Consider the following 23356-nt stretch of genomic DNA (forward strand, 5'->3'; position numbering starts at 1 on the left):
AGTTGCTTTCTACTTTCCCATTAATCATATCAAAATTATTAAACATATATTTTTTATGTCAAAAACACATCAAATACAAATTCAGATTACTGTTTTCGAAACTGAAAATGACCTTTCAAAAGAAGATTTATTTTTATTAAATGAAGCTAGAGAAGCCACAAAAAGGGCTTATGCTCCTTATTCTAAGTTTTCAGTTGGTGCAGCTATTCAATTACAAAATGGAGAAATAGTATTGGGAAGCAATCAAGAAAATGCTGCTTATCCTTCTGGACTTTGTGCTGAAAGAACAGCTATTTTTTCAGCTTCTACACAATTTCCTAATGAAGTAATAGAAACAATTGCTATTGCAGCCAAACCACAACAAGCGACAGATTTTATTGCTATTTCACCTTGTGGTTCGTGTCGTCAAGTGATGTCTGAGTATGAAAATAAACAAGTAAAACCTATTCGGATGATTATGCAAGGAGAGGATAAATATATCTACATAATAAGTTCGATTGCAGATTTATTACCTCTAAAATTTACTAAAGAAAGTTTGTTTTTAGAAAACTAAAATAGTTTAAAACAAAAAGTAAAAAAGTTTAAGTTAGTAGTTTTTTTTTTTAAATGGACAAAAAAAATAAAAAATTAGATTTAAACATGTAGAAATTTAATGTTCGTCGAAAACTTTAAAGTTAGCTTTAAGAGACAAATTTATTAGCATAAGATTTGACTATAAATTAGTTTATTTTATGTAATTCTTTCCCTTATATATTCTCTTATTTCTTCAAGCCGAACATCATGAAAAATCTATATATTTTTATCTTCTTTTTTTTCTTGCTTTCTGCTATTTTTAAACCTAGTAGTAGTTATGCACAAATAGATACACGTTTTTGGTTTGCTGCTCCCGATATTACTTCTGGACACGGAGATAATCCTATTTATTTACGTTTTTCTACTTTAGATAAACCTGCTACAGTCGTTATCAGTATGCCCAGAGATGCTTCATTTCCCACACAGGTAGTGAACTTAGCTGCTTTTGCTACAGGTGAAGTCAATCTTACAACATGGATAAATTTAATAGAAACTCCTCGCATGACGGTTGCTGCGACTGGAAATACAGATGCAAATAGAAATTATAATAATAAATTTCCTAGTGGAATTTTAGTAGAATCGACATCAAAAATAACAGCTTATTATGAAGTTGGATATGGTAGTAATCCAGATATTTTTGCGTTAAAAGGAAAGAATGGATTAGGTACAGATTTTTGGATACCTATGCAAACAGCTTGGGCGCATCAAGGACTTACTCCAAATGGACATTCAGGCTTTGTAATTGTTGCTACTGAAGATAATACTTCTATTACTATTACTACTACAAGACCTACTCGTACCTTTAGTGCTACAGGGGCATCAGGGGCGACAGCAGTAGCAGGTACTCGTACCATTATACTTAATAGAGGAGAAACATTCAATGTAGCTTCCCAACAGCCCACAGTAGGTAATACGCCAGCAGGCTCTCATATAACCTCTACCAAACCTATTGCAGTTACTCTCTTCCACGACTCTATTAAAACTGGAGCTTCAACTGGGTGTTATGATTTAGCAGGCGATCAACTTGTTCCTACAAATATTATTGGAAAAGAGTATATTGTTATGCGAGGTTCTTTGGGAGTAGGAGGAACTGCACAACCTGAGAAAGTATATGTTTTGGCAACTCAAGCAGGTACTGTGCTTACAATAAATAGAGGGGGAACAGCTATTGGAGGTATTCCAATTTTAGCAGCAGGAGCGCAGTATGTTTTTGATATGGATTTTACTACTCATCCAAGTGCTTATATTAGTTCGAATAAGCCTGTATATGTACTTCATATGTCGGGTTATGGATGTGAAACTGGAGCAGCTATTTTACCCCCTATTAACTGTACAGGTTCTCGTTTGGTGCAAGTAAAACGTTCAACAGCAGATAATTTCACCCTTACTCTTTTAGTCAAAACAGGTGGAGAAGCTAATTTTTCTTTAAATGGAGGAGCTGTAAACACAGCAATTCCAGCAAGTGCTTTTACTAACGTAGCAGGTGCAACAGGTTGGAAATCAGCTCGCATCACCCTAACAACTGCTCAAGTAGCAAGTTTAGGAGTTGCTTCTATTACTAATACAAGCACTCTTTTTCATTTGGGAGTAACAAATGGAGCTGCAACTAGTGGTTGTCGGTATGGTTATTTTTCTGCCTTTAACTCTCTCAATTTAGGTCCTGATATTAGTATTTTTTATGGTTCGAATACTACTTTAGATGCTGAAACGTATGGAGCTATTGGTTATTTGTGGTATCCAACCTTAGAAACTACACCCCAAATCACAGTAGACGTACGAAGAACAAAAGATTATATTGTAAGAGTAGATTTGGGGCAGTGTTTTGTTTATGATACAATTTGTGTAGGAACAGTAGAATATGTTTGGGTAGGTGATGACCTTACAAAACCTGGGGAATATGGGGCTTTTTCTAATTGGAGTGCGCCTTGTGGACAAACAGGAATTCCAGATTGTAGCCAAGATATTGTTATTCCTGCTTTAGTAAATGGAGTAGCTCCAGTATCTTTTCCGATTGTAAAAGCGAATCGTTCATGTAGAAACATCATCATAGAAAATGGTGCAAATATAACTATTAATCCAGGACAACGTTTAGATGTTTGTGGAGATATGGTGCATTCAGGAACTCTTTTTATGCCTTTGGGTTCTACTCTACAATTTATTGGTCTGCAACCACAAACCTATACACGAACAGCTACAGGACAAGGAAATTTTGAGAATTTACGCATCAATAACCAAACTAACTCCCTTGATGTTCCACGAGTAAAAGTATCTGATGCAGGAACTCAAAATATGGTTATTAGTAAAACAGGTTCACTTAATTTCATAAGAGGAATATTACAAACAGAAGGAAATAAAGAAGTGGTAGTTCATAATCCAAATCCAAATTCAATACTAGGGTTTGTTGCAACTAACAGTTCGAATGACCGTTTTGTAGGAGGAAAATTAAGAAGAGCCATAAACACAATGGGAATATATGATTTTCCTGTTGGATTAGCTGTTGAAAATTTGGGTAATGCTGTAATAGCAACTAATAAAAGAGCAAGCATTGTAAATACTATTGCCACCAACTGGGTAATACCTACTGCAACAGCTGATAAATTTTGTCAGTTAAATCCATTTCCTAACAATCATATTATTCATCTAACAGATAATTCATCTGCTGTAACTGATGCTGTTAATGCAAGACATTTACAATTTCCTGCTGATGTAGCTATTTTGGGAGACAATCCACGTACTTTAGAGGCTTGGGTTTCCATAAACCCAAGTCCAAGTAATGGAGCAATTTTTTATATGGGTACAGACAAGCCCAAACAACTCTTTGCACTTCGTAAAAACGGAACAACTAATCAGTTTAGAATAGATTTAGGAGGAGGAATTGTAAAAGATTTTACGTATAATGGATTGATTAGTACAGCGACAACTACTTATAATTGGCATCACTTTGCCATGACATACAATGGCTCAGAAATAGTAGTGTATATAGATGGAAATGAAGTTTCTACAGCTAGTTATAATGTCACTAACTTAAATACTACTCTTACGGCTGCAACAAATAACAAATTTTATGTAGGTAGATATAGAAGCGATGCAGGAAGTAATTGGTATTTATCTGGAAAATACGACAATATACGTATTTGGAATGTAGCTAGAGCGCAAGCAGAAATAGCTTCTAACTATTGTGTGCGTTATGAATGTACAATACCACCAGAACTTATAGGAAATTATGACTTAGAAGATGGCTTTGGAATTGCAGACCATAAAACTAGAACCTGTACTATTTCTCCTCTACAATATGAGAGAGCAAAAGTAGAGTTTCAAAATCCAATTACAGATACAAAATACATACTGAGTTATTTTAATCAATATGGAAGTACGCCTAATTCGCCTACTGAATATCGCTGTCAAGCTACCTTTGGAAGTTGTCCTGTTTTAGACCATGGTTTTTGGACACTTTCTGCGTATGCCGATTCTACTTTGACTACTAAAGTTACTGGAAATGGAAGTTATAGACTAACTCTCTATAATAATGCCTATACCAATGCAGGTACTTGTGGAAGTACAAAAACAGCAATTATGAAGCGTTCTTTAAATACAGATCCTTGGTCAATTCCAAATTTTCCAGCTCTTTGTTATGATAATTCCGTTGTTTCGACATCGATGGAATGGATGTCTGGATTCTCTGATTTTGGTGTTCCGATGACCTTAGACTTAGTTATTTTACCAATAGAATTACTTTCTCTTACTGCAAAACCATTACTTCCTAGTTCTATTTTGATAGAGTGGAAAACAGTAAATGAAATAGATAACAAAGGTTTTGAAGTTTGGCGTTCAACTGATAACAAAAATTTTGTAAAAATAGGATGGATGGCTCAAAACAAGTCAAATGTATATTCTTTTGAAGATGACGAAGTCAAGACAAATCAAATCTATTATTATTACCTCAATCAAATTGATAATAATGGAAAAGTAAAAGCAAGTCCTGTAGTAAGTGCCAAAATTGATGGAAGTGTAGAGGGAGGAATAAAAATTTATCCAAACCCTACAGATAATGACTTTACAATTGATTTGAATGAAATTTATCTAGCAAATACAACCTATAAAATAGAAATTTATAATAGTATAGGAATGCTCTTAAAAACAAAAACAAGCATCAATTCATCTAAAATCAATATGTCTTTAGAAGGATTAGCAAAAGGAATGTACTTAGTAAAAGTAACTACACCTACTCGTACCAAATTTGTAAAAGTAGAAAAAGAGTAATTATCCTGTTGTTGGTGTCACTTCGCTAAAATCCCAACAACGGCTTTTCTATCTAAAAGTGAAATATCCTTTATCAAAAAAATGATGAAGGATATTTTTTTATGTCAAGTTTAATTCAAATCTAAAATAGAATGCGTAGAAACTTCCAAATGATACGCATTCAGACCTGTCAAGAGTGCGCCTTCAATATGTTGTGGACTATCATCTATAAAAAGTGTCTTTTGAGGATTCAAGTTATTTTCTTGAATTACAAAATCAAAAATTTCTCTGTTTGGTTTTCGCATTCTGACCAAATGAGAAAAATAAGCCTTTTCGAAAAGTGATTCTAAGCTGTCCATTTGATGAGATTCTAAAACAATTTTATCAAAAGCCTTTTTATGAATTTCATTTGTATTGCTCAATAAAAAAATACGTTTTTCTTTTCCAATTTTTTGTAAAAGCTCTATTCTTTCTTTGGGAATATCCAAAAGCATAGCATTCCAAGCTGTAATAATTTCTTGATGTGAAATTTCTTTAGAAGATAAATTTTTCATAGATTCTACAAACTGTTCTTCAGAAATATCTCCTGTTTCCAATCTATTAAAAATCTCTGTCTGTCCTTGCTTTGAATACATTTCTGAAAAATCAGTTCCAAAAAGTCTTTTAAATTCTTCTTCTGTTTTTTTATAATTCAGATTAATGATTACTCCTCCCAAATCAAAAATAATAGCTTCGTAATCATCTAGCTTTGGTAGTTTTGGAATTTTTACTGACATAATTTTTTAAAGTTGATTTTGAAAAAATAAATTCACAAACAAAATTAGACATAAAAAAAAGGTTTTAAAAAATAATCAAGTGAATAATCTTGAGTAGTTTTTTAAAACCTTTCTAATTTTCTTAAAATGTGGGCCCAATAGGATTCGAACCTATGACCCTCTGCGTGTAAGGCAGATGCTCTGAACCAGCTGAGCTATAGGCCCATTTTAATTTTCTCAATAGTATAGAATAAATAAAAATAATTTTCTAAAAAATGTGGGCCCAATAGGATTCGAACCTATGACCCTCTGCGTGTAAGGCAGATGCTCTGAACCAGCTGAGCTATAGGCCCATTTTTTAGCTTTTGCTATTTTTTTCTTTATTTTTAGATAAATTTGTCTTTACTTTTAAGACTTGTTTACCCGAATTGAGAATGCAAAGGTAGCCACAAAACTAATATGAGTCAAGTATTTTATTAAAAAAAATGATTTATTTTTGAATTATTTTTCACAAATCTCATAACTTGCTCACTATCAGCGTTTAATGTCATTTTTATTTTCTTATTTTTTTCTCTTTAGAGTTTTTACTTATTTTTAATCGTCTTTAATTTTCAGAAATACTGTTCTTGCTAAACGAATTTAGTAATTTTGAAGAATTATTCAGCTACAACTTTTTATTCTGACATTATTCGATTAGTTAATATATGAAATTCAATCATTTCGTTTGCCCTTTTACTTATCTGTTGGCTTCTATTACGTTTATTTTTTTCTTAGCTGCTTGTGCAAGCCAAAGTATGCCCACAGGAGGCTTGAAGGATATTACACCACCAAAACTCATTTCTACGTATCCAAATGACCAATCGACTAATTTTAATGGCGATATGATTATTTTGGAGTTTGATGAAGATATTACAACACAAAAGTTACAAGAAGAGTTACAAATTTCGCCTTTTATAGAGGGTACATATAAATCAACTGTCAAAAGAAATCGTCTGACTTTAAAGTTTGATAAACCTTTTGCAGAAAATACAACTTATACATTTTCTTTTGGAAAAGGAGTAGTTGATTTTAATGAAAAAAATGTTCCTAAAAATATCAAACTTGCTTTCAGCACAGGAGATAAAATAGATTCTTTACTCATTACAGGAACAGTTTCAAGTCTTATGAGAGGAAATAAGCTAGAAAACGCCATGGTAGGACTATATGCCTATAATGATAGTGAAGCAGATTCTTTTGATATTGATAACCGTCGTCCTCTTTATTTTTCTTTGACTGATTCGATGGGAAGATATGCTATTGAAAATATAAAAGCTGGAAAGTATAAAGTTTATGCTTTGGTAGAACCTAAGGACAAAAGAGATTACATTTATAACAAAAATACTGAATTGATTGGGTTTTATGAAGAGCCTTTGCAAATAAAATCAAGCTATTCAGGAGTTGATTTTAAAGTAATACGATATGATATTTTACCTTTTAAATTGTCAGGTGCAAGGCAACGAGCACAGTATTTTGAAATCAAATTTAATAAGAATGTAGCTGATTATACCATTGAATATCAAGATGAAGGAAAAGACGCTGATTATGATACCTTATTTTATCCTGTTTTACAAGACGAATATATCAATTTTTATAATCGAAATATGAATACAGAAGATTCTATTTCTGCTCTCATGTCTTTTACAGATTCGATTGGAAATAGAATTGATACAACTCTAACTGTTCAGTTTGGCACAGTTAGAAAACCTCGTGAATCACCTTTTACTTTCCGAGAAGATCCTCCCTCAAACACTCCTATTATTCCTACAGAAGGACTTAATTTGAAATTTCTATTTAGTAAGCCTATCCTAACTATGCAATATGATAGTATTGTAATAGGTTTTAAGGGAGATAGCACGGGAAACCGAACCACAGCAGCAGATTGGAAGTTTAATAAAAACAGAACTGAAATTTCATTTATCAAATCAATAGAACTTTCTACTGAAAAAGAAAAAGCATTTCAATTACAAATTCGTTCAAATACTTTTGTTTCAGTAGAAAATGATACCCTAAAAGACAATAAAAATTTAGAATATACGCAGGGAAAATTATCTGATTATGGTGTAATTAGTGGCGAAGTTTTAGGTAAATATGACAATTTTATCATTGAAGTAATTGATGCTAAAGGAAATGTAGAACAGACACTTCAAAACATAAGAAAATATAGGTTTGAAAATTTATTACCTGGAAAAAAGACTATACGAGTGCTTGTTGATACAAATGCAAATGGAAAATGGGATAACGGAGATTTTAAAGAACGTACTATACCTGAACCTGTTCTAACCCTAACAAGAGAATTAGAACTCAAGGCGAACTGGGAACTGGAAGATATAAATATAGATTTGGGTTACTAATTTAATTTCAATCAAAAAAAACAGACTTAAAGTAAAGTTTAAGTCTGTTTTTTATTTTTATTAATAGGTGCTTTTATCATCAAAATCATCAATGAGAAGTTCTTTTGTCTTTTTTAAGATATTTGCAAAAAATCCTCCTGCTACTTTCTCAGGTTGTTTTTTTACTTCTTGTCCTTGGCTATTAATTTCATAACCTGTTGTTGGTGTTTGGCTTATTTGATCATAATTTCTTTGATAAACATCTCTGTCATCTAACGTTCTAAAACCTGCCAAAACTAAGCCTACACCTGTTGCATACATTGGATTTTTGACCGAATCTGACTGACTTCTTCCCAAATATTCGTTTGGATAACCAATACGAACATCTAAGCCTGTTTTGTACTCAAAAAGTTCTTTCAAATACTGTAAAAGCGAACCTCCACCAGTAAGAACAATTCCACCAGCCAATCGATTTTTGTAACCCGAACGAACGATTTCACTATAAACAAGTTCTACAATTTCTTCCATTCTTGCCTCAATAATATAAGACAGATTTTTGATAGAAATTTCTTTTGAAGAACGATTGCGAAGCCCTGGGATAGAAACTACTTCATTATCAGGTGCATCTTTAGCCAAACAACGACCAAATTTTACTTTTAATAATTCTGCTTGATTTTGCATTACAGCACAACCTTGTTTGATATCCGAAGTAATAATGTTTCCACCAAATGGAATAACGGAAGTATGACGAATAATTCCATCAATAAAAATAGCCAAATCAGTAGTTCCTCCACCAATATCAACAATAGCAACCCCCGCTTCTTTTTCTTCTTCACTCAAAACAGAAAGTGCAGATGCCAACGGTTCAAGAATCAGATTTTCAATTTCTAAACCTGCTCGCTGAACACATTTTTTGATGTTTCGAATCGCATTTGTTTGAGCTGTAATGATATGAAAATCAGCTTCTAGCTTTACGCCAGCCATTCCGACAGGGTCTTTTATATTTGGTTCATAATCCACAGTATAATGTTGAGGCATAACATGAATAATATCTGTTCCTGCTTCAGTTACGATGCGATACATATCATTTGTAAGACGATTTACATCAGAAGGAGTAATTTCACCATCTTTTGAGCTTCTTGTAATGCCTCCATGATGCACCGAACTTTTGATATGCTTTCCTGCAATTCCTACGTTTACGATACGCAAATTTACGCCTGAATTACGTTCAGCTTCTTCCACAGCTTGCGTAATGGCTGCAACCGTTTTATTAATGTTGCTAATAATTCCTTCTTTTACACCTTCGGAAACAGCTTGTCCTACGCCTAATACTTCTAGTTTGTCGTATTCATTCATTCTGCCTACGATAACACAAATTTTTGTTGTTCCGATGTCTAATCCTGCTACTATTCTTTGATTTTGCATACGTCTTTATATAAAAATGAATGTCTTGTTTTTATGAAAACGATTGACATCATTAATTGATTTTATATTTTAAAGTTTATTTACAGACAATCTGATTGTCGTATCTAACACTTACCATTTGATAACTTCCCCATCCTTTTATTGGAATAATTTTATCATAAAACGTTTTCAAACGAGTAAGTTTATCTTCCATATTTCTAGCTGAGCCTAACTCAATGAGCTGTTCGCCCACTTGTGGATAAGCTATCAAATTTCCTTTACTATCTCTTTCTAGTTGTGTAATCTGAGCTTTCCAAAATGTTCTTTTATCTATTTCTTTGAGAGCATTTATAAATAATTTTCCATCTGGAGTTCTCCAAAAAGCAGTATCCAAAAGCTCTGTATCATTACTTTTCTGACTAGAAAGTAACATAACTCGTGCTGTGAAATTAGTAGAAAGAGGAATTAGTTTTCCTGATTCGGTAATATAAGCACCATTTGCTGAGTTTTTGTTCAAAATTCGTGCAAGAGGTTTGAGTTCTTCTACTTCTATATGTAAAATTCCTTTTGAATCTATAGCTACTTGACAACTTGCTACAAAGTTATTGGTTTTTATGGAGTTTTCAATTTTTTCGGTATCTATCTCTTTAACTTTGAGGTTGTTTACATCAATTTTTGCATCCTGACGAACCAATTTTAATATTTCTACTTCTGTCAAAAAATGAGAAGTATCTTGAGGATTTTGTGCTGCATTGCGTACCAAAATATGGACACTATCTATCATTTGTCCACGTTGATATACTTCTGTTGCTGCAATAGTAACAAGAATAACTAAAACAAATAAGATTATTTTTACAGATATTTTCATGATTTTAAATATAACATAAATTTTCTACAACTCCACTTAAACCTATAAGATTTTGAAAACGGTATAGGTTTGTAATTAATCAAATAAAGCTATCGTATTTCTATCAAAAAAGCAAAAAACCTTATTCTTTTTCAGAATAAGGTTTTGTCTGATTTAAAAAATCAATTTTAATCTTAGTTTTGAGCAGCTTTTTCAGCAGCTATTGCTTCTGCTTCTAATTTAGCATTTGCAGCTTCTAACTGCTCTGCTGTCATTTTTATGCCTAATTTATTCAAAACCAAAAGAGTTACATCAATTTTATCAGTAGAGAACAAAAAGTTATCTTGTCCCATTCCGTCTTGACTACTCAAAATAAATGTATAGCCATTCTCTTTTCCTACTTCTTCAATAGCAGTTTTTACTTTTTGAAGGATTGGAGTTTGTAATGCAGATTGCATCTTTTGAAGCTCTTGAGTGTATAGATCACGCTCTTGTGCAATTTCTTGTTGCATTTTTTGTAAGTCTCTTGCACGAGTTTCTAAAAGAACAGGAATTGCATTTGGGTCTTGACGATCCACTTCAAACTTTTTTACTTTAGCTTCAAACTCTTTTTGTTTCTCCATAAGCGTATTTGTAAGAGCAGTTTCAGTCTTTTTGAGTGAGTCTTGCGCTTTCATATAAGCAGGAACGTGAGGCAAAATCAAATAAGCACTTGTATAACCAATTTTTATATCTTGTGCTTGCACTGAAGCAACGAACACAAATAAAGTGAGTAAAAGGAATATCTTTTTCATCGTTTGTTTTATGATAAATGAATTATATAGATTTTATGATTTTCCTCTATTATTAGTAGGCTTTCATAAAAATAATTCTGCAAAGGTAAGTAATTAATTAAATTTAATTGTTGTGAGAATTCAGAAGTTGATTAAAGTCCTAATTTTTTGACAACTAGGTCAGTAATATCTGTTCCTTCTGCTGAATATAAAATATAGGCAGTATTTGTACCATCAAGTTCATTCAAAATAAGAACATAGTTATTTTCCTTTCCTACTTCTTTAATTGCTTCACGGATTTTGGCGTAGATAGGAAAAAGTAAGTCATTTTGTTTTTTATTAAAACGCTCTTCTGCTTGCTTCTGTTGATCTTCAAATTTTGCAAACAACTCTTGAAGTTCTTGTTGTGCAGCAGCTTGTTGTTGTTCGTTTGTTACCGTTTTTTTCAATTCTTCTTGTCTTGCCTGTAATTTTTGATATTCTCCTTGCAAATTTTTCTGAATTACTTTTTGTAATCCTTCTAATTCTGAACTAGAGGCTTTGTATTCAGGCATCATACTAGCTACCGAATCTACTTGTACATAACCAATTTTAAGGTTTTGAGCTGTTGCTTGTGTATTTTGGAATACTACAAAAGCAAATAAAAGACTTAGAGATAAAATTATTTTTCTCATAATTTTGATACAATTTGTTTTAAGTGAGTTTGAAGGGAAATTTATTTTTATTGTTGTAATTACTTGTTTATCCTTTATCAATAGAAATATTAGGGTCTTGTATTCCTAATTCTTCTAAGACAAAATCAGTAAAGTTATAAGTATCGTCATAGAAAAGCATGTGTAAGTCACTTGCTTTATCAAACATAAAATGAAGCTTCTTTTGTAAGGAAACAATACGAACAGCCTCCATTATTTTGTCTTGAATTGGACGAATAAGTTCACGTCTTTTCTTAAAAAGCATTCCGTTTGCACCAAAGATACTTTCTCGGTAAGCAATCAAATCACCTTCTTTTTTCTGAACTTCTTTTTGTTTTTCGACATACATTTCTTCTGTCAGAAGCACTCTTTCAGCTTCCAATTTTGTGCGACTATCCAATATTTCTTGTTCTTTCTTGGCTAGTTCGGCTTTCCATTGCTTTGTCATTTCTTCAAGCTCTGTATTGGCTTGTGAATATTCGGGCAAACGCTCTAATATTTTTTGAGAATCAATAAAACCAAAACGCTGTGCAGAAGCTGTATTAAAACTACTCAAAGCAAATAATCCTACTAAAAAAAGAGTAGAAAAAGTAAAAGCGATATTTTTTTTAAAAGGAATTTTCATCATATATAAGTATAAAATTCAAAATCATTGCCAAGTTTTTTACAGTTACCAGTAATCAGTTAATAGTAACCAGTTAATACGTATATTTTAACAATTACTAAGATAAATTGACTGTTTTAGTTTCAGTTTATAGTCATATAGAAATTGACTGGTCACTGTTTATTGATTCTTGTTGTTTTTAAGATAGCAAATAGCATTTTAGAAATTTCTTCTGCATCGATTATCATACTTTCAAATATTTTGATGTCTATATAGCCTGTATCTTTCAAAAGATTGAGCCAATATTTAGTTTCTAAACATTCTTTATAAGCAATACTCATTTTTGCAGAAAAATCATTATCAGAAATTGCACCGTTTGCCTCTGCTATATTTGCACCTATGGAAGTTCCACATCGAACGAGTTGATTTGATAAGTTATATTCTCGCTTATCATTCTGTAAAAACTGAAATGCTTTTACAATACGAATAGCAAAAAGATACGCCTTATCATAAACCAAACTCTTGCCTTTTTCCATAAGCTCTTTTTTTCATTTAATAATTCAATTCCAAAAGTAATTAATTCTGTATTAGAAATTAACTGGTTACTGATAATTGGTAACTGATTACTGTAAAAAACTGATTACTGGTAACTATTTACTGATAACTGTTTAACGAATCATTTGTCCAATAGTAAAGTGGAATTGCGCTCCATTTGCATTTGGATTTCCAGGTATTTGGTCAAAACCATACGCCCAGTCAATACCTAAGAGACCAAAAGCAGGCATAAAGATACGTGCGCCAACTCCTGCCGAACGTTTCAAATCAAAAGGTTGAAAAGTCTTAAAGCTACTCCAGTTGTTTCCACCTTCTGCAAAAGCAAGTACAAAAATAGAAGCAGCTTGATTAAGAGTAACAGGATAACGCAGTTCCATTACAAATTTATTATAAGCTACACCACCTTCACTTCTAGAATCACTCGGAACAACTGAATTATCTTCGTAACCTCTCAGTCCTACAATATCAGAACCTAAAAGTAAGTTACCAAATCCTAAACCAGAACCACCTAAAATAAAGCGTTCGAAAGGACTAATAGGAACTTTTTTATTATATGAACCAATAAAGCCCATGTGTGACCTTGCACTAAACACCAAATCACCCACAATTGGTGTGTACCACGAATTATCAAACATCCATTTGTGATATTCTACAAATTTAAAAATTTCTGAATCTTCTGCTGTTTCATAATTTATATTTCTAAAGGAAGAAAAAGGAGGTGTAAGTCCTACACTAAGTGAAATACTTGCTCCATTACGAGGATAAATTGGACTATCTACACTTGAACGTGACAGAGTAGTATTGAAAACTATACTATTAAAACTACCATCAGTAATATTTCTAAAATTAGCTCTTGTATAGTTATTTAGACCATAACGCAGATACGCCAATGAATTACTAAGTGTAAAATAGTTATCAGGAACTCTTAAACGACGACCTAATGCAAGTGTAATACCTGAAACTTGAAAGTTACCTGTGCTTTCTCTAGTAAGACTACTAATCTGATTCTGAACTGAATGTTGTAAGCTAACAGAGAATGAGTTTGGTTTTTTACCTCCTAACCAAGGTTCTGTAAAAGAGAATGAATAAGTTTGAAACTGACGTCCACTTGCTTGAAAACGTAAAGAAACTTGTTGTCCATCTCCTTGTGGAAGTGGTGACCACGAACTAAAGTCTAATAAACGACTAGAAGAAAAGTTGTTAAAGGTAAGTCCTAGTGTTCCGATAAAGCCAATTGCTCCACCTCCCCAACCACCAGAAAGTTCGATTTGGTCATTTGGTTTTTCTTCTACTGAATAATGAATATCTACAGTTCCGTCGGCTACATTTGGAATTGGGTTGATTCCGATTGTTTCTGCATCAAAATAGCCTAACTGAGAAAGTTGTTGTTGTGTACGAAGAAGTGCTGAACGACTAAATTTCTGACCTGGTAATGTATAAACTTCTCTCAGAATAACATGATCTCTTGTACGAGTATTTCCTGTAACAATTACTTTGCTAATTGTTGCTTGGTCGCCTTCATAGATTCTCATTTCAATATCAATTGAATCATTATCTACTCTAACTTCAATTGGTTGAACATTGAAGAATAAATAACCATCATCCATGTAAAGAGAAGTAATATCCAAACCTGTAGGATTATAAGACATACGTTTTTGTAAATCTTCTGGGTTATAAACATCTCCTTTACGAACACCTAGAACAGAATTTAAAAGAGTATCAGAATGAATATAATTGCCTGACCAAGTAATGTTTCTGTAGTGGTACTTATTTCCTTCATTGACAGTCATTTTTATTTTTACTCCGTCTTCTACTGTTTTGACAGTATCTGAAATAATATAAGCATCTCTATATCCTTCTTTATTATAATAAGCAATAAGGCTTTTCTTATCATTTTTGAATTCACTAGGAATAAATTTGGAAGACCTAAATATATTCAAAGGTGAATATTCTTTTGTTTTCTTGAGTTTACGTTTGAGCTTTTTATCTGTAATTGCTGCATTTCCTTCAATTTCAATGTCTTGTATTCTTACTTTTTTGCCTTTGTTTACATCAATCTCTAAACGAACACTGTTTGCTAAAGTAGTATCTTTTTTCTGAACAATATTAACTTCTACATTTCTAAATCCTTTTTGAATGTAATGTTGTTTGATAGCTACTTCTGTATTTTTGAGAATAACATTATTGACAATACGTCCACGAACAAGTGTTACTTTGTCTTTTAATGTGCTTTTTTGACCTTTAGGTATTCCTGTAAACTCAAAGCGAGAAAGTCTAGGTCTTTCTGTTAAGATAAGTTTTAAAAATACTTTTTCAGCTTCAATTTTGTCTACTTCTATGCTAACATCTCCTAAAAGTCCTTGTTTCCAAAGTTTGCGAATAGCAAGTCCAATATCTTCTCCTGGAAGTTTTATTTTATCTCCAATACGCAACCCTGTAAGTGAAATAAGTGCATTTGGGTCAAGATAACTAGCTCCTTTTACACTAATTCCTCCAATGGTATATTCTTTTGGGTTAGCATAATCAAAATCTTTTGTAGAGGTAGTTTCAAATCCTCCCAAACCTTTAAAAGGAGTTGTTTGAGCAAAAACAGATACAGAACTGCTCAAAAATAAAAAAGAGATAAGAAGAAAAAAAACAAAACTAATTGAGTATTTATTTTTTATAGAATGCAATGAATTATATGAATACATAAAATCGTATGAAGATAGTGAATGAGTAGAATAGCGTAGCTTTTTCATAAATGTAGTTACTACAAACTTTTTATTTTTTAGAGCTAATTTGATATTTGACTATTATTATTTATTGTGTTATTTTTATGTGTTTGATTTGTCTTCGAATTGTTCGCTTGTCTTACCGAAACGTCTTTCTCTATTTTGATAACTGAGGAGCGTTTCAAATAAATGTATTTTTCTGAAATCAGGCCAAAGAACATCTAGAAAAGCAAGTTCAGAATAGGCAAGTTGCCAAAGTAAGAAATTACTAATTCTCATCTCACCACTTGTACGAATAAGAAGTTCTGGATCAGGAATAGAAGCTGTATAAAGATGATTTGCAATTAAATCCTCATCTATTTGACTTGATTTAATTTCTCCTTGTTCTATTTTCTTAGCAATTTTTTGAATAGCCGTTTTCATTTCTGTACGTCCACTATAACTCAAAGCAAGTGTCAAAACTAGTCTATCATTGTGTGCTGTTTTGGCAATAGATTCATCAAGCTGAATTTGGCATTTATTAGGAAGAGATTCTAGTTCACCTATTGCTCCCAATTTCACACCTTTTTCACTCAACTCTTTTACTTCACTTCGCAATGTTGAAACTAAAAGCTGCATCAATCCGTTTATTTCATCTTCAGGACGCTGCCAGTTTTCAGTAGAAAATGTGTAGAGAGTTAGGTATTTTACGCCCATTTCCACACAGCCTTCTATTGCTTCTCTGACTGCTTTGACAGCATTTTTGTGTCCAAATATTCTAGAAAAACCTCTTTGTTTTGCCCATCTTCCGTTTCCATCCATGATAAGAGCAACGTGAGAAGGCATACGACTTTTATCCAATAATTCTTGTACTTCTTCTTTTGTACGAGAAGATATTGGAACAAATGCTGTAAAGTTTTCTATCTTTTTTGAAGTGTTTTCTTTTTTAGCTGATTTCATAGTTTAACTTGCCTTTTTGCTTTCCTTTTGGTTATTATAACCACCTTTTAAATGCCTAGTTACAGATTACTTTCGTAACAAAACTATACTACTTGTAGTTTAGTCAGATTTAAGACATTATAATTTGGGGCGCAAGTTACAAAAAGATTCACCAAATTCAGTTTTCTATTTTCTCAAAACCTTCAAAAAGGCATATTAATTAGTAAAATTATTGAAGTTCTTGACTAAGAAGACAAAAACTTACCTAATTGTTAGAAAGACGAAAGGAAGTAAAGAAGTGTGGCAATTGGAATAAATTTACTGTCTTAAAAAATGTAAATAGATAAAACGAAGAGTTAGGATAAATTATCTTTTGAAATATATTTCTGTAGATAAAGTATGACTTATTCACATTATTACTTTATTTTAATTCCTACCACCACTACATCATCTGTTTGTGAAGTTTGGTATTTCCATGTTTCAAAGGCAGATTTTATTTCTTTATGTATTTGACTCATTGATTCAGAAGGATTTTCGTTTAGAAGTTGACGAAAACGTTTACTTCCAAATTTTTTATCATTTTTTCCTCCAAACTGGTCAGGGTAGCCATCAGAGAATAAGTAAAAATGACTCCCTTTTTGATATTCTAAAGTATTGAGTGTAAATATTTTTTCTTTCTTTCTTCTCTCTCCTCCTAGTGCAGCACGACTTCCTTTAATCACTTGAATAGTTTCATCCATAGGACTTCTATAATAAAGAGGACGATTTGCACCTGCGTAATATAATTTTTTATCTGATTCATTCACAACTAAAATAGATGCATCCATTCCTTCTCTTACTTTTATACTTCTATCTGAAGATGAAGAGGATGTAAATGCTTCTGTAATGCCTTCATTAAGAGCTTCTAAAATTTCGTTAGGCATTACAATTTTTTCTTTTTCTATTATTCTTTCTAACAAAAAATAACCTACAATTGTCATAATTGCTCCTGGTACGCCGTGTCCTGTACAATCTGCTGCAATTATTATTTTATACTCTTTGTTTTCTAGAGTAACACTTCTGAACCAATAAAAATCACCACTAATAATATCTTTTGCCTTATAGAAAATAAATACTTCATCAAAAGCAGCTTGCAAGTTTGAGAGGTCTGGAAGAAGAGCAAGTTGCAACCTTTCAGCAGTACGAACACTTGCTTGTATATCAGAAAAAAGTTTTTCTACTTGTACACGTTGGTCTTTTATTTTATCACTTTGCGCTTGTAGCTCGTGCGAATACTGTGTAACAATTTGATTTTGTTGTAATAATTCTTCATTATATGTTTCTACATCTTGTCTTACTTCAGTTACTTCATCAAGATTACGTCCTGCAAATCCAAAAGCTATTCCTAAAAAAATAGGCGCACTATCTATTATAAAATGAAGTGGATTTAGATGATGAATACTTACAAAACTCTCAGCACTAAAAGGCAAGTCTTTGAGAAATAAAGTATCAAAGAGTAAGGAAAAAACAGGAAAACAAAAACCAAATGCTATACCAAATAAAGAATATTTAAAAGTATAAGATTTTCTAGAATATACAGGCATTTAATAGTAAAAGGGATAAATTAATTTTAGCAGACGAGGTGCTTAAACATTTACTTAGAAGAATTTAATCCTAAATTCTAAAACAAATAGATTTAACAATATACGTTTTTTTTTTGAAAAACCTTTATATAAAAACTGAATAATTCTATGTTTTAATTAAACTATTTTACCAATCTATTTTTTATTTTTTCAAAGGAGTATAACTTCTACTAAACCATTTGTAATCTCAACTTTTTCCTCTTTACATTCATTGCAATCTTGGCAATCTTTGAAAAGGAATCTTCCATACCCTTTTGCAAAAAGCCTACTTTCATCTATTACTTTTTCTCTTAAAAACTGTTTTATAGAATTTGCTCTTCGCTCTGTAAAAAGTAAATTGTATTTTTCACTTCCTCTACAAATTGAATAAGCTGCAATCTCAATTTTCAATTCTTGATGTTTCTTTAAAAAGAAATATAAACTATCTATTACAATAATGTTTGAATTGTCATAAACTCTACAGGATAACTGTTTCAAATCCAAAGTTTTAGTTTGTCCTTTGTAAAATTTTTCATCGTCATAACTAAATGAAGCAGGGTGCGTTTGATTTGATGAATTAAGAATTAATCCAAAGAATAAAATTATAAATGGTATTTTCATAAGGTAAAATTTATTTATTTTACAAAAATTATGATTCAATAACTATGAAGTTAACAGACGAACATTTCCAATTTTTGAAAAAATTTATTTTGCAGTATTATCCTGCAAGTGATGAATCTATTGCATTACTTGAGTCTAATGCAAATATTGAATATATACATAAAAAAGATTTTTTGCTTACTATTGGACAAACAGCCAAAACACTTTATCTGTTGTACAGTGGAAGTATTATAGCTTATTTTATTTGCGAAGACGGAAAAGCCTATCATAAAAATATCTTTTTAGAGGGAAATTTTGTGGGTTCGACAGTATCAATGTTAACCAATAAACCTTCTGAATTTAGCTTAGAAGCAATTGAGAATTGTACAGTAATTAGCTTTGATTATAATGAATATAGAAAATTGATAGCAAAAGATATTGACCTAAAAAACTTTTACATTGCATATCTTGAAAAAAACTGGGTAATAGATAAAGAAAAACGTGAAATTGATATAATAACAAAAGATGCTAAAACAAGGTATTTAGAGTTTTTGGAACAACATCCCAATATTGAAAAAAGAGTTCCTCTTCATTATATAGCCTCAAATCTTGGAATTACTCCCACACAACTCAGTCGTATTCGAAATGAGTTAAAAAAATAATTTCCTCTCAACCTATGTAAAGGCAAAGCATAAATCTATCGCTTAATTTTGGGATATGAAATTATTACTCTTATATCTATTAGCCTTTACAGGTGGTGTTTTTTTAGCCATTCAAGCTGGTTTCAATTCTCAACTAGGCAGTTTATTAAAGCAACCTGTTTTAGCTGTGATTGCTACCTCAATAAGTAGTGCTTTTTTTGGAAGTCTATTTATTTTTTCTATGACAAAAGATAGGATAACATTTAATCTAATTTATCAAATACCGTGGTATTTATGGTTTATTGGAGGACTTTTTAGCTTCATTGGAATTTCCTTATATTTTTATACAATTCCTAGATTAGGTGTTTCTAAAATGATTGTTGCTGGACTTTGTGGACAACTTCTTTTCTCTTTACTTGCTGGGCATTTTGGGTGGCTCAATCTACCATTAGAACCTATCACAACCAAAAGAATAATAGGCATTTTAGTGATAATAACTGGAATTATTTTAATTAACGACAACTAATAATGAATACAATACAAGCAAATATCACTAATCTAACTTCTCTTTGGACAACAACAAGCAGTATTTTTAAAACCTATGATGTTCAGCATAACATTAGTTATGGTTATATCCAAAATTCTCAATGGCCCAATAAAATTTGGTTAAATAATGACGCTGAACTTAAATCAGAAGATTTATCTAAAATATCAGAGTTGATAAATCTTAACTCATCAATGCTTATATTTTCTTATTTTGATACAAATGGAGATAAGAACAATGATTTGATTACAAGGAATGGTTTTATAAAAAGAGGAGTTCAGTATGGAATGAATTTATACCTCAATGATTTATTTGAAGTATCAACACCATTGATATTGAAAAAAGTAACTAATTCTGTAGATGCAAAAACTTGGTCTACCACATTTGAGCAATGTTTTGGTTATCTTATAAGCGAGGAAACTCTTAACAAAACCTATCACAAAATAAATTATTTTACTGTTTACTCTCAAGACGAGTTGGTAGGCACAGTGCTATTACATTTTACAGAAAAGGTAGTTGGAATACACAGTTTAGGAATATTGCCTACTAAGAGAGGAAAAGGATTTGCAAATCAAATTATGTCTCAAGTTCTTAATGAATCTATTCGTTTAGGAATGAATTTGGCAACTTTGCAAGCCTCCTCAATGGCAAAAAAAATGTACCAAAGAATAGGTTTCTCAGAAGATTTTTTGGTGCAACATTATCAATTAGAAAAATAATAAAGGCTACAAATCAAAACTAGCACACAGAATGCTTTATCTGTGTGCTAGAAAATTAGATAAAAATCAAAAATTATCCTCCTATTCTAAAGATAGGGTATTTTAAATGTGTTTTTTCATAATGTATAGAATGTTGATAAATAAACTCTAATTGCAAATATGCACTTTTTGCCAACTCTTCATCGTTTGCTTTTTTATCTTCTAGCTCTTTTCTCAGAGCAGGATTTTCTTCCAAAATTTGAGCTGCAATATCTTCAAAAACATAAGGCGAAAAATGTTCTTTTTGCTGCAAGATTCCATCAAAGAAATTCCATGCAAAAAATGAATCTTTCCCTTGTGGCTCTAACATTTCGAAAATATATCGATTAGCTGCTTGATTCATTTTGACCAAGACATATTTTTGTTCTGGATAGCGTAGAGCTTCTCCAAATGTCATTATCTCTTTCGAAAGCTCAACATCATAATGCACATAATGACTTTCATAAGCTGATTGAGAGGTTTTATATTCTTTGATAGAATAAACACCTACTTTATGGTCTTTGTGCTGCTCGTTGATTAAAGTATCTATTTCTACTTCATTCCATTTCAAACGCTCCAAAACTTCGGTATAAGCAAGTGGAATCAAATATCCCTTCGGTACATCAATTTTTAAAGAGGGTTTAAAAGCATCATAATAGTTTACTTCTTTCTCATAAGGTTTTGAAGTATCGTATTTCATTCTATCCAAACCTGAAACTTTACTTTTTTCTGTTGAAGATTCATAGCCTTTAAAATTTAATATTCGATGTCTTTCTTTGTCCAATTCCCAATTTAAAACAAATTCTTTCTGCGTTTTGACTTCTTTTTGGTCTTCTGCCTTTATTTTTTGAAGTTCTGTTCCATTAGTTTGAACGTATTTTAAAAGTTCTTCCATAAAAATAGAAGTTGCTTTTACTCGTTTGTTGTAAGGCTTCAACATGTGCGTTTCGGTCAGCATTGAAAAGGTTTGAAAAAGAGCTGCATAGCCAGTCGAATAACGAGGTGAATCCATAAAACCTTCCCACCCATTTATAGGGTCATAACCAAAAACATTTACATACGGAGTCATTTCTTCATTACGACTAATCATCGCTTTTTCTAAAGCTGGGGTGAAATTTTTATTCAAAAACTCTCCCATTTTTCCTCCTAATTTATCAGCTTGAGTGGCTAAGTGTGTCATTGTATATTGATAATCTGCCCCATTCGAAACATGATTTTCAAGATAAACTAAAGGCTGCCACTTTTGAAACATTTTGGTAAAACTCTCTGCATTTTTGGAATCACATTTTACAAAATCACGATTTAAGTCTAAATTTTTGACATTGCCACGAAAACCATATTCTTCTGCTCCATTTTGATTGGCTCTTGTTGTTGAGTTTCTTGTTAATGCACCACTCACATTATAAAATGGAATAGCTACCAAAACGATATTCTTATACTGATTTCTAACTTCTTCTTTTGTACACAAATCTCTCAAAAGTAGTAGAGTTGCATCAATTCCATCTGATTCTCCTGGATGAATTCCATTATTTATAAAAACAACAAACTTAGTTGATTTCTCTGCTTCTGAAAGTGGACTAAATTTTCCATTTACCTCAAAAATAATTTCGTGCAAAGGTTCACCACTATCAGTCATTCCAAACGCATTGACTTGCAAAAATTGAGGATAAGCAGCTGATAATTCATTCAAAAATTCAATTCCCTCTTTATAAGTAACTGTCTGATTTTTATTTGTGTCAAAAGGAATGGAAAAGTCATTCTTCGCTGAAGATATTGTTTTTTGAGCCATAGAACAAGATGAAAATAGAAACGTAGAGAATACTAAAGTAGAAAAGAGTAAAGGTATTTTTTTCATAAAAACAGAAATGAAGGGTAAAAAATGAAATTAAGTCTTCAAATTACAGTTTTTTGGAGAATAGATTAGGTTTTTAATAATTTTTTGTAAAATTGGATTTCAAAATTCTATACACACCACATTTTGAAGTTTAGAAAAATGAACTTCATTTTTTTAAATAAAGCCTAATGAAATTGAATTCCATTAGGCTTTATTAAATTGTAGAGTTTAAAATTGCCGTATTTTGCTGAATATCAACTCTGTACGGCAATTATATTTTGCAAAAGTCCTATATTTGTTTTTACCACAAAATAAATAATTAGATTTTGTAAAATACACTACAATGATAAAAAAAAATAGCCACAAAAATAGTTTCTTTGACAAAAAAATATTTTGAACAGGAATTTTCAGCTACTTCTACTCTTTTTCAGAACTCTTTTTCAGAATTAGATATTTCTAATGTAGATGAATCTGATACATTACTTTTTGAAAAAATGCAAACTGTATTTTTTCTAGGTCAGTTACTAGGTTTGCCTACCTTGAAAAGTATTTTAGTCAAATTTGGTATCACAAGTAGTCAAGTATCCATCAATTACAAAAAGTTGTATAAAAAACTGACAATCAACAAAATACGTGTACTTTATGAATATGTATTTAAAACTCAAGTGGTTCATTTATTGAAAGAAATGGCTTCAAAAGATAGTAGTATTTGGTCAAAAAAAAGAGTTACGGCAGTTTTAGATGACAGTATTTTTCGTCAATGGCTCTCTGAGTTAGGTAGAGAAAATGATTATTTTGGAAGTTTCTTTAGTGGACAGTATCGTGCTACTACTCTAGGCTTTAAAGTGGTTTGTTTCGGATTATATATTGAAGATGTTTTTTATCCTTTATTTTTTGATTTTGTTATACTCATCCGTAATTAGATTTCAAAAATATCTAAATTTTGATTATTTTTA

The 23356-nt window shown here is 31.5% G+C and carries 19 protein-coding genes and 2 tRNA genes; 7 read left to right on the top strand and 14 right to left on the bottom strand.

Annotation, left to right across the window (positions count from 1 at the left end; all coding sequences use genetic code 11):
- The first annotated feature begins 55 nt into the window (after positions 1-55).
- The gene (gene cdd / locus V9L04_RS08120) at positions 56-553 is read left to right on the top strand and encodes a cytidine deaminase (RefSeq protein ID WP_338793594.1); all 498 of its coding nucleotides are present in this window, start codon (positions 56-58) and stop codon (positions 551-553) included.
- A gap of 227 nt (positions 554-780) precedes the next feature.
- Positions 781-4833: a LamG-like jellyroll fold domain-containing protein gene (locus tag V9L04_RS08125; protein ID WP_338793595.1), complete on the top strand. Its 4053-nt coding sequence runs from the start codon at positions 781-783 to the stop codon at positions 4831-4833.
- Between the two features lie 110 nt (positions 4834-4943).
- Here the strand turns inward: V9L04_RS08125 and V9L04_RS08130 are convergent, their stop codons facing one another.
- The 3 genes from V9L04_RS08130 to V9L04_RS08140 form a co-directional block, all read right to left on the bottom strand.
- Complete coding sequence (locus V9L04_RS08130) at positions 4944-5588, bottom strand: HAD family phosphatase (RefSeq protein WP_338793596.1); 645 nt, start codon at positions 5586-5588, stop codon at positions 4944-4946.
- Between the two features lie 129 nt (positions 5589-5717).
- A tRNA-Val gene (locus V9L04_RS08135) sits at positions 5718-5792 on the bottom strand.
- Between the two features lie 53 nt (positions 5793-5845).
- A tRNA-Val gene (locus V9L04_RS08140) sits at positions 5846-5920 on the bottom strand.
- 351 nt (positions 5921-6271) lie between these two features.
- Between V9L04_RS08140 and V9L04_RS08145 the strand changes: the two genes are divergently transcribed.
- Positions 6272-7957: an Ig-like domain-containing domain gene (locus V9L04_RS08145; RefSeq protein ID WP_338793597.1), complete on the top strand. Its 1686-nt coding sequence runs from the start codon at positions 6272-6274 to the stop codon at positions 7955-7957.
- A gap of 60 nt (positions 7958-8017) precedes the next feature.
- Here the strand turns inward: V9L04_RS08145 and ftsA are convergent, their stop codons facing one another.
- The 10 genes from ftsA to V9L04_RS08195 all read right to left on the bottom strand — a co-directional run bounded on the left by ftsA (position 8018) and on the right by V9L04_RS08195 (position 18665).
- On the bottom strand, positions 8018-9361 hold the full coding sequence (gene ftsA / locus V9L04_RS08150) for a cell division protein FtsA (RefSeq protein WP_338793598.1): 1344 nt from the start codon (positions 9359-9361) through the stop codon (positions 8018-8020).
- Positions 9362-9437: 76 nt separating this feature from the next.
- Positions 9438-10208 carry a cell division protein FtsQ gene (locus V9L04_RS08155; RefSeq protein ID WP_338793599.1) on the bottom strand — a complete coding sequence of 257 codons (771 nt, stop codon included), beginning with the start codon at positions 10206-10208 and terminating at the stop codon, positions 9438-9440.
- Positions 10209-10381: 173 nt separating this feature from the next.
- Positions 10382-10981, bottom strand: a complete 600-nt coding sequence (locus V9L04_RS08160; protein ID WP_338793600.1) for an OmpH family outer membrane protein — start codon at positions 10979-10981, stop codon at positions 10382-10384.
- A 131-nt stretch (positions 10982-11112) separates the two neighbouring features.
- Positions 11113-11634 (bottom strand): OmpH family outer membrane protein, encoded by a 522-nt coding sequence (locus V9L04_RS08165; RefSeq protein WP_338793601.1) that lies wholly within the window; start codon positions 11632-11634, stop codon positions 11113-11115.
- A gap of 67 nt (positions 11635-11701) precedes the next feature.
- Positions 11702-12280 carry an OmpH family outer membrane protein gene (locus tag V9L04_RS08170; protein ID WP_338793602.1) on the bottom strand — a complete coding sequence of 193 codons (579 nt, stop codon included), beginning with the start codon at positions 12278-12280 and terminating at the stop codon, positions 11702-11704.
- Positions 12281-12429: 149 nt separating this feature from the next.
- Positions 12430-12792, bottom strand: coding sequence for a four helix bundle protein (locus tag V9L04_RS08175; protein WP_338793603.1), 363 nt, complete (start codon positions 12790-12792; stop codon positions 12430-12432).
- 132 nt (positions 12793-12924) lie between these two features.
- The gene (gene bamA, locus V9L04_RS08180) at positions 12925-15552 is read right to left on the bottom strand and encodes an outer membrane protein assembly factor BamA (protein WP_338793604.1); all 2628 of its coding nucleotides are present in this window, start codon (positions 15550-15552) and stop codon (positions 12925-12927) included.
- Between the two features lie 75 nt (positions 15553-15627).
- Positions 15628-16464, bottom strand: a complete 837-nt coding sequence (locus tag V9L04_RS08185) for an isoprenyl transferase (protein WP_338793605.1) — start codon at positions 16462-16464, stop codon at positions 15628-15630.
- A gap of 395 nt (positions 16465-16859) precedes the next feature.
- A complete protein-coding gene (locus V9L04_RS08190) occupies positions 16860-18026 on the bottom strand; it encodes a SpoIIE family protein phosphatase (protein WP_338793606.1) in 1167 nt (388 codons plus the stop codon).
- 189 nt (positions 18027-18215) lie between these two features.
- Positions 18216-18665 (bottom strand): OmpA family protein, encoded by a 450-nt coding sequence (locus V9L04_RS08195; protein WP_338793607.1) that lies wholly within the window; start codon positions 18663-18665, stop codon positions 18216-18218.
- A 44-nt stretch (positions 18666-18709) separates the two neighbouring features.
- On the opposite strand from V9L04_RS08195, the gene V9L04_RS08200 reads away from it, so the two are divergent.
- From V9L04_RS08200 to V9L04_RS08210, 3 genes are read left to right on the top strand one after another with little or no spacing between them, the layout of a single operon-like run.
- Positions 18710-19306: a Crp/Fnr family transcriptional regulator gene (locus tag V9L04_RS08200; RefSeq protein WP_338793608.1), complete on the top strand. Its 597-nt coding sequence runs from the start codon at positions 18710-18712 to the stop codon at positions 19304-19306.
- Between the two features lie 55 nt (positions 19307-19361).
- The gene (locus V9L04_RS08205) at positions 19362-19811 is read left to right on the top strand and encodes a DMT family transporter (RefSeq protein ID WP_338793609.1); all 450 of its coding nucleotides are present in this window, start codon (positions 19362-19364) and stop codon (positions 19809-19811) included.
- 2 nt (positions 19812-19813) lie between these two features.
- On the top strand, positions 19814-20548 hold the full coding sequence (locus V9L04_RS08210; protein ID WP_338793610.1) for a GNAT family N-acetyltransferase: 735 nt from the start codon (positions 19814-19816) through the stop codon (positions 20546-20548).
- 73 nt (positions 20549-20621) lie between these two features.
- On the opposite strand, the gene V9L04_RS08215 is transcribed toward V9L04_RS08210, so the two are convergent.
- Positions 20622-22421 carry a M14 family zinc carboxypeptidase gene (locus tag V9L04_RS08215; RefSeq protein ID WP_338793611.1) on the bottom strand — a complete coding sequence of 600 codons (1800 nt, stop codon included), beginning with the start codon at positions 22419-22421 and terminating at the stop codon, positions 20622-20624.
- A 356-nt stretch (positions 22422-22777) separates the two neighbouring features.
- Between V9L04_RS08215 and V9L04_RS08220 the strand changes: the two genes are divergently transcribed.
- Positions 22778-23323: a hypothetical protein gene (locus V9L04_RS08220; protein ID WP_338793612.1), complete on the top strand. Its 546-nt coding sequence runs from the start codon at positions 22778-22780 to the stop codon at positions 23321-23323.
- Positions 23324-23356: the final 33 nt, after the last annotated feature.

The sequence above is a fragment of the Bernardetia sp. MNP-M8 genome (assembly GCF_037126285.1).
Lineage (GTDB): Bacteria > Bacteroidota > Bacteroidia > Cytophagales > Bernardetiaceae > Bernardetia.

Coding starts and splice junctions, on each gene's coding strand:
- cdd (WP_338793594.1), top strand. CDS start 56: ATGTCAAAAACACATCAAATACAAATTCAGATTACTGTTTTCGAAACT.
- V9L04_RS08125 (WP_338793595.1), top strand. CDS start 781: ATGAAAAATCTATATATTTTTATCTTCTTTTTTTTCTTGCTTTCTGCT.
- V9L04_RS08130 (WP_338793596.1), bottom strand. CDS start 5,588: ATGTCAGTAAAAATTCCAAAACTACCAAAGCTAGATGATTACGAAGCT.
- V9L04_RS08190 (WP_338793606.1), bottom strand. CDS start 18,026: ATGCCTGTATATTCTAGAAAATCTTATACTTTTAAATATTCTTTATTT.
- ftsA (WP_338793598.1), bottom strand. CDS start 9,361: ATGCAAAATCAAAGAATAGTAGCAGGATTAGACATCGGAACAACAAAA.
- bamA (WP_338793604.1), bottom strand. CDS start 15,552: ATGAAAAAGCTACGCTATTCTACTCATTCACTATCTTCATACGATTTT.
- V9L04_RS08200 (WP_338793608.1), top strand. CDS start 18,710: ATGAAGTTAACAGACGAACATTTCCAATTTTTGAAAAAATTTATTTTG.
- V9L04_RS08185 (WP_338793605.1), bottom strand. CDS start 16,464: ATGAAATCAGCTAAAAAAGAAAACACTTCAAAAAAGATAGAAAACTTT.
- V9L04_RS08145 (WP_338793597.1), top strand. CDS start 6,272: ATGAAATTCAATCATTTCGTTTGCCCTTTTACTTATCTGTTGGCTTCT.
- V9L04_RS08165 (WP_338793601.1), bottom strand. CDS start 11,634: ATGAGAAAAATAATTTTATCTCTAAGTCTTTTATTTGCTTTTGTAGTA.
- V9L04_RS08175 (WP_338793603.1), bottom strand. CDS start 12,792: ATGGAAAAAGGCAAGAGTTTGGTTTATGATAAGGCGTATCTTTTTGCT.
- V9L04_RS08195 (WP_338793607.1), bottom strand. CDS start 18,665: ATGAAAATACCATTTATAATTTTATTCTTTGGATTAATTCTTAATTCA.
- V9L04_RS08210 (WP_338793610.1), top strand. CDS start 19,814: ATGAATACAATACAAGCAAATATCACTAATCTAACTTCTCTTTGGACA.
- V9L04_RS08160 (WP_338793600.1), bottom strand. CDS start 10,981: ATGAAAAAGATATTCCTTTTACTCACTTTATTTGTGTTCGTTGCTTCA.
- V9L04_RS08205 (WP_338793609.1), top strand. CDS start 19,362: ATGAAATTATTACTCTTATATCTATTAGCCTTTACAGGTGGTGTTTTT.
- V9L04_RS08170 (WP_338793602.1), bottom strand. CDS start 12,280: ATGATGAAAATTCCTTTTAAAAAAAATATCGCTTTTACTTTTTCTACT.
- V9L04_RS08155 (WP_338793599.1), bottom strand. CDS start 10,208: ATGAAAATATCTGTAAAAATAATCTTATTTGTTTTAGTTATTCTTGTT.
- V9L04_RS08215 (WP_338793611.1), bottom strand. CDS start 22,421: ATGAAAAAAATACCTTTACTCTTTTCTACTTTAGTATTCTCTACGTTT.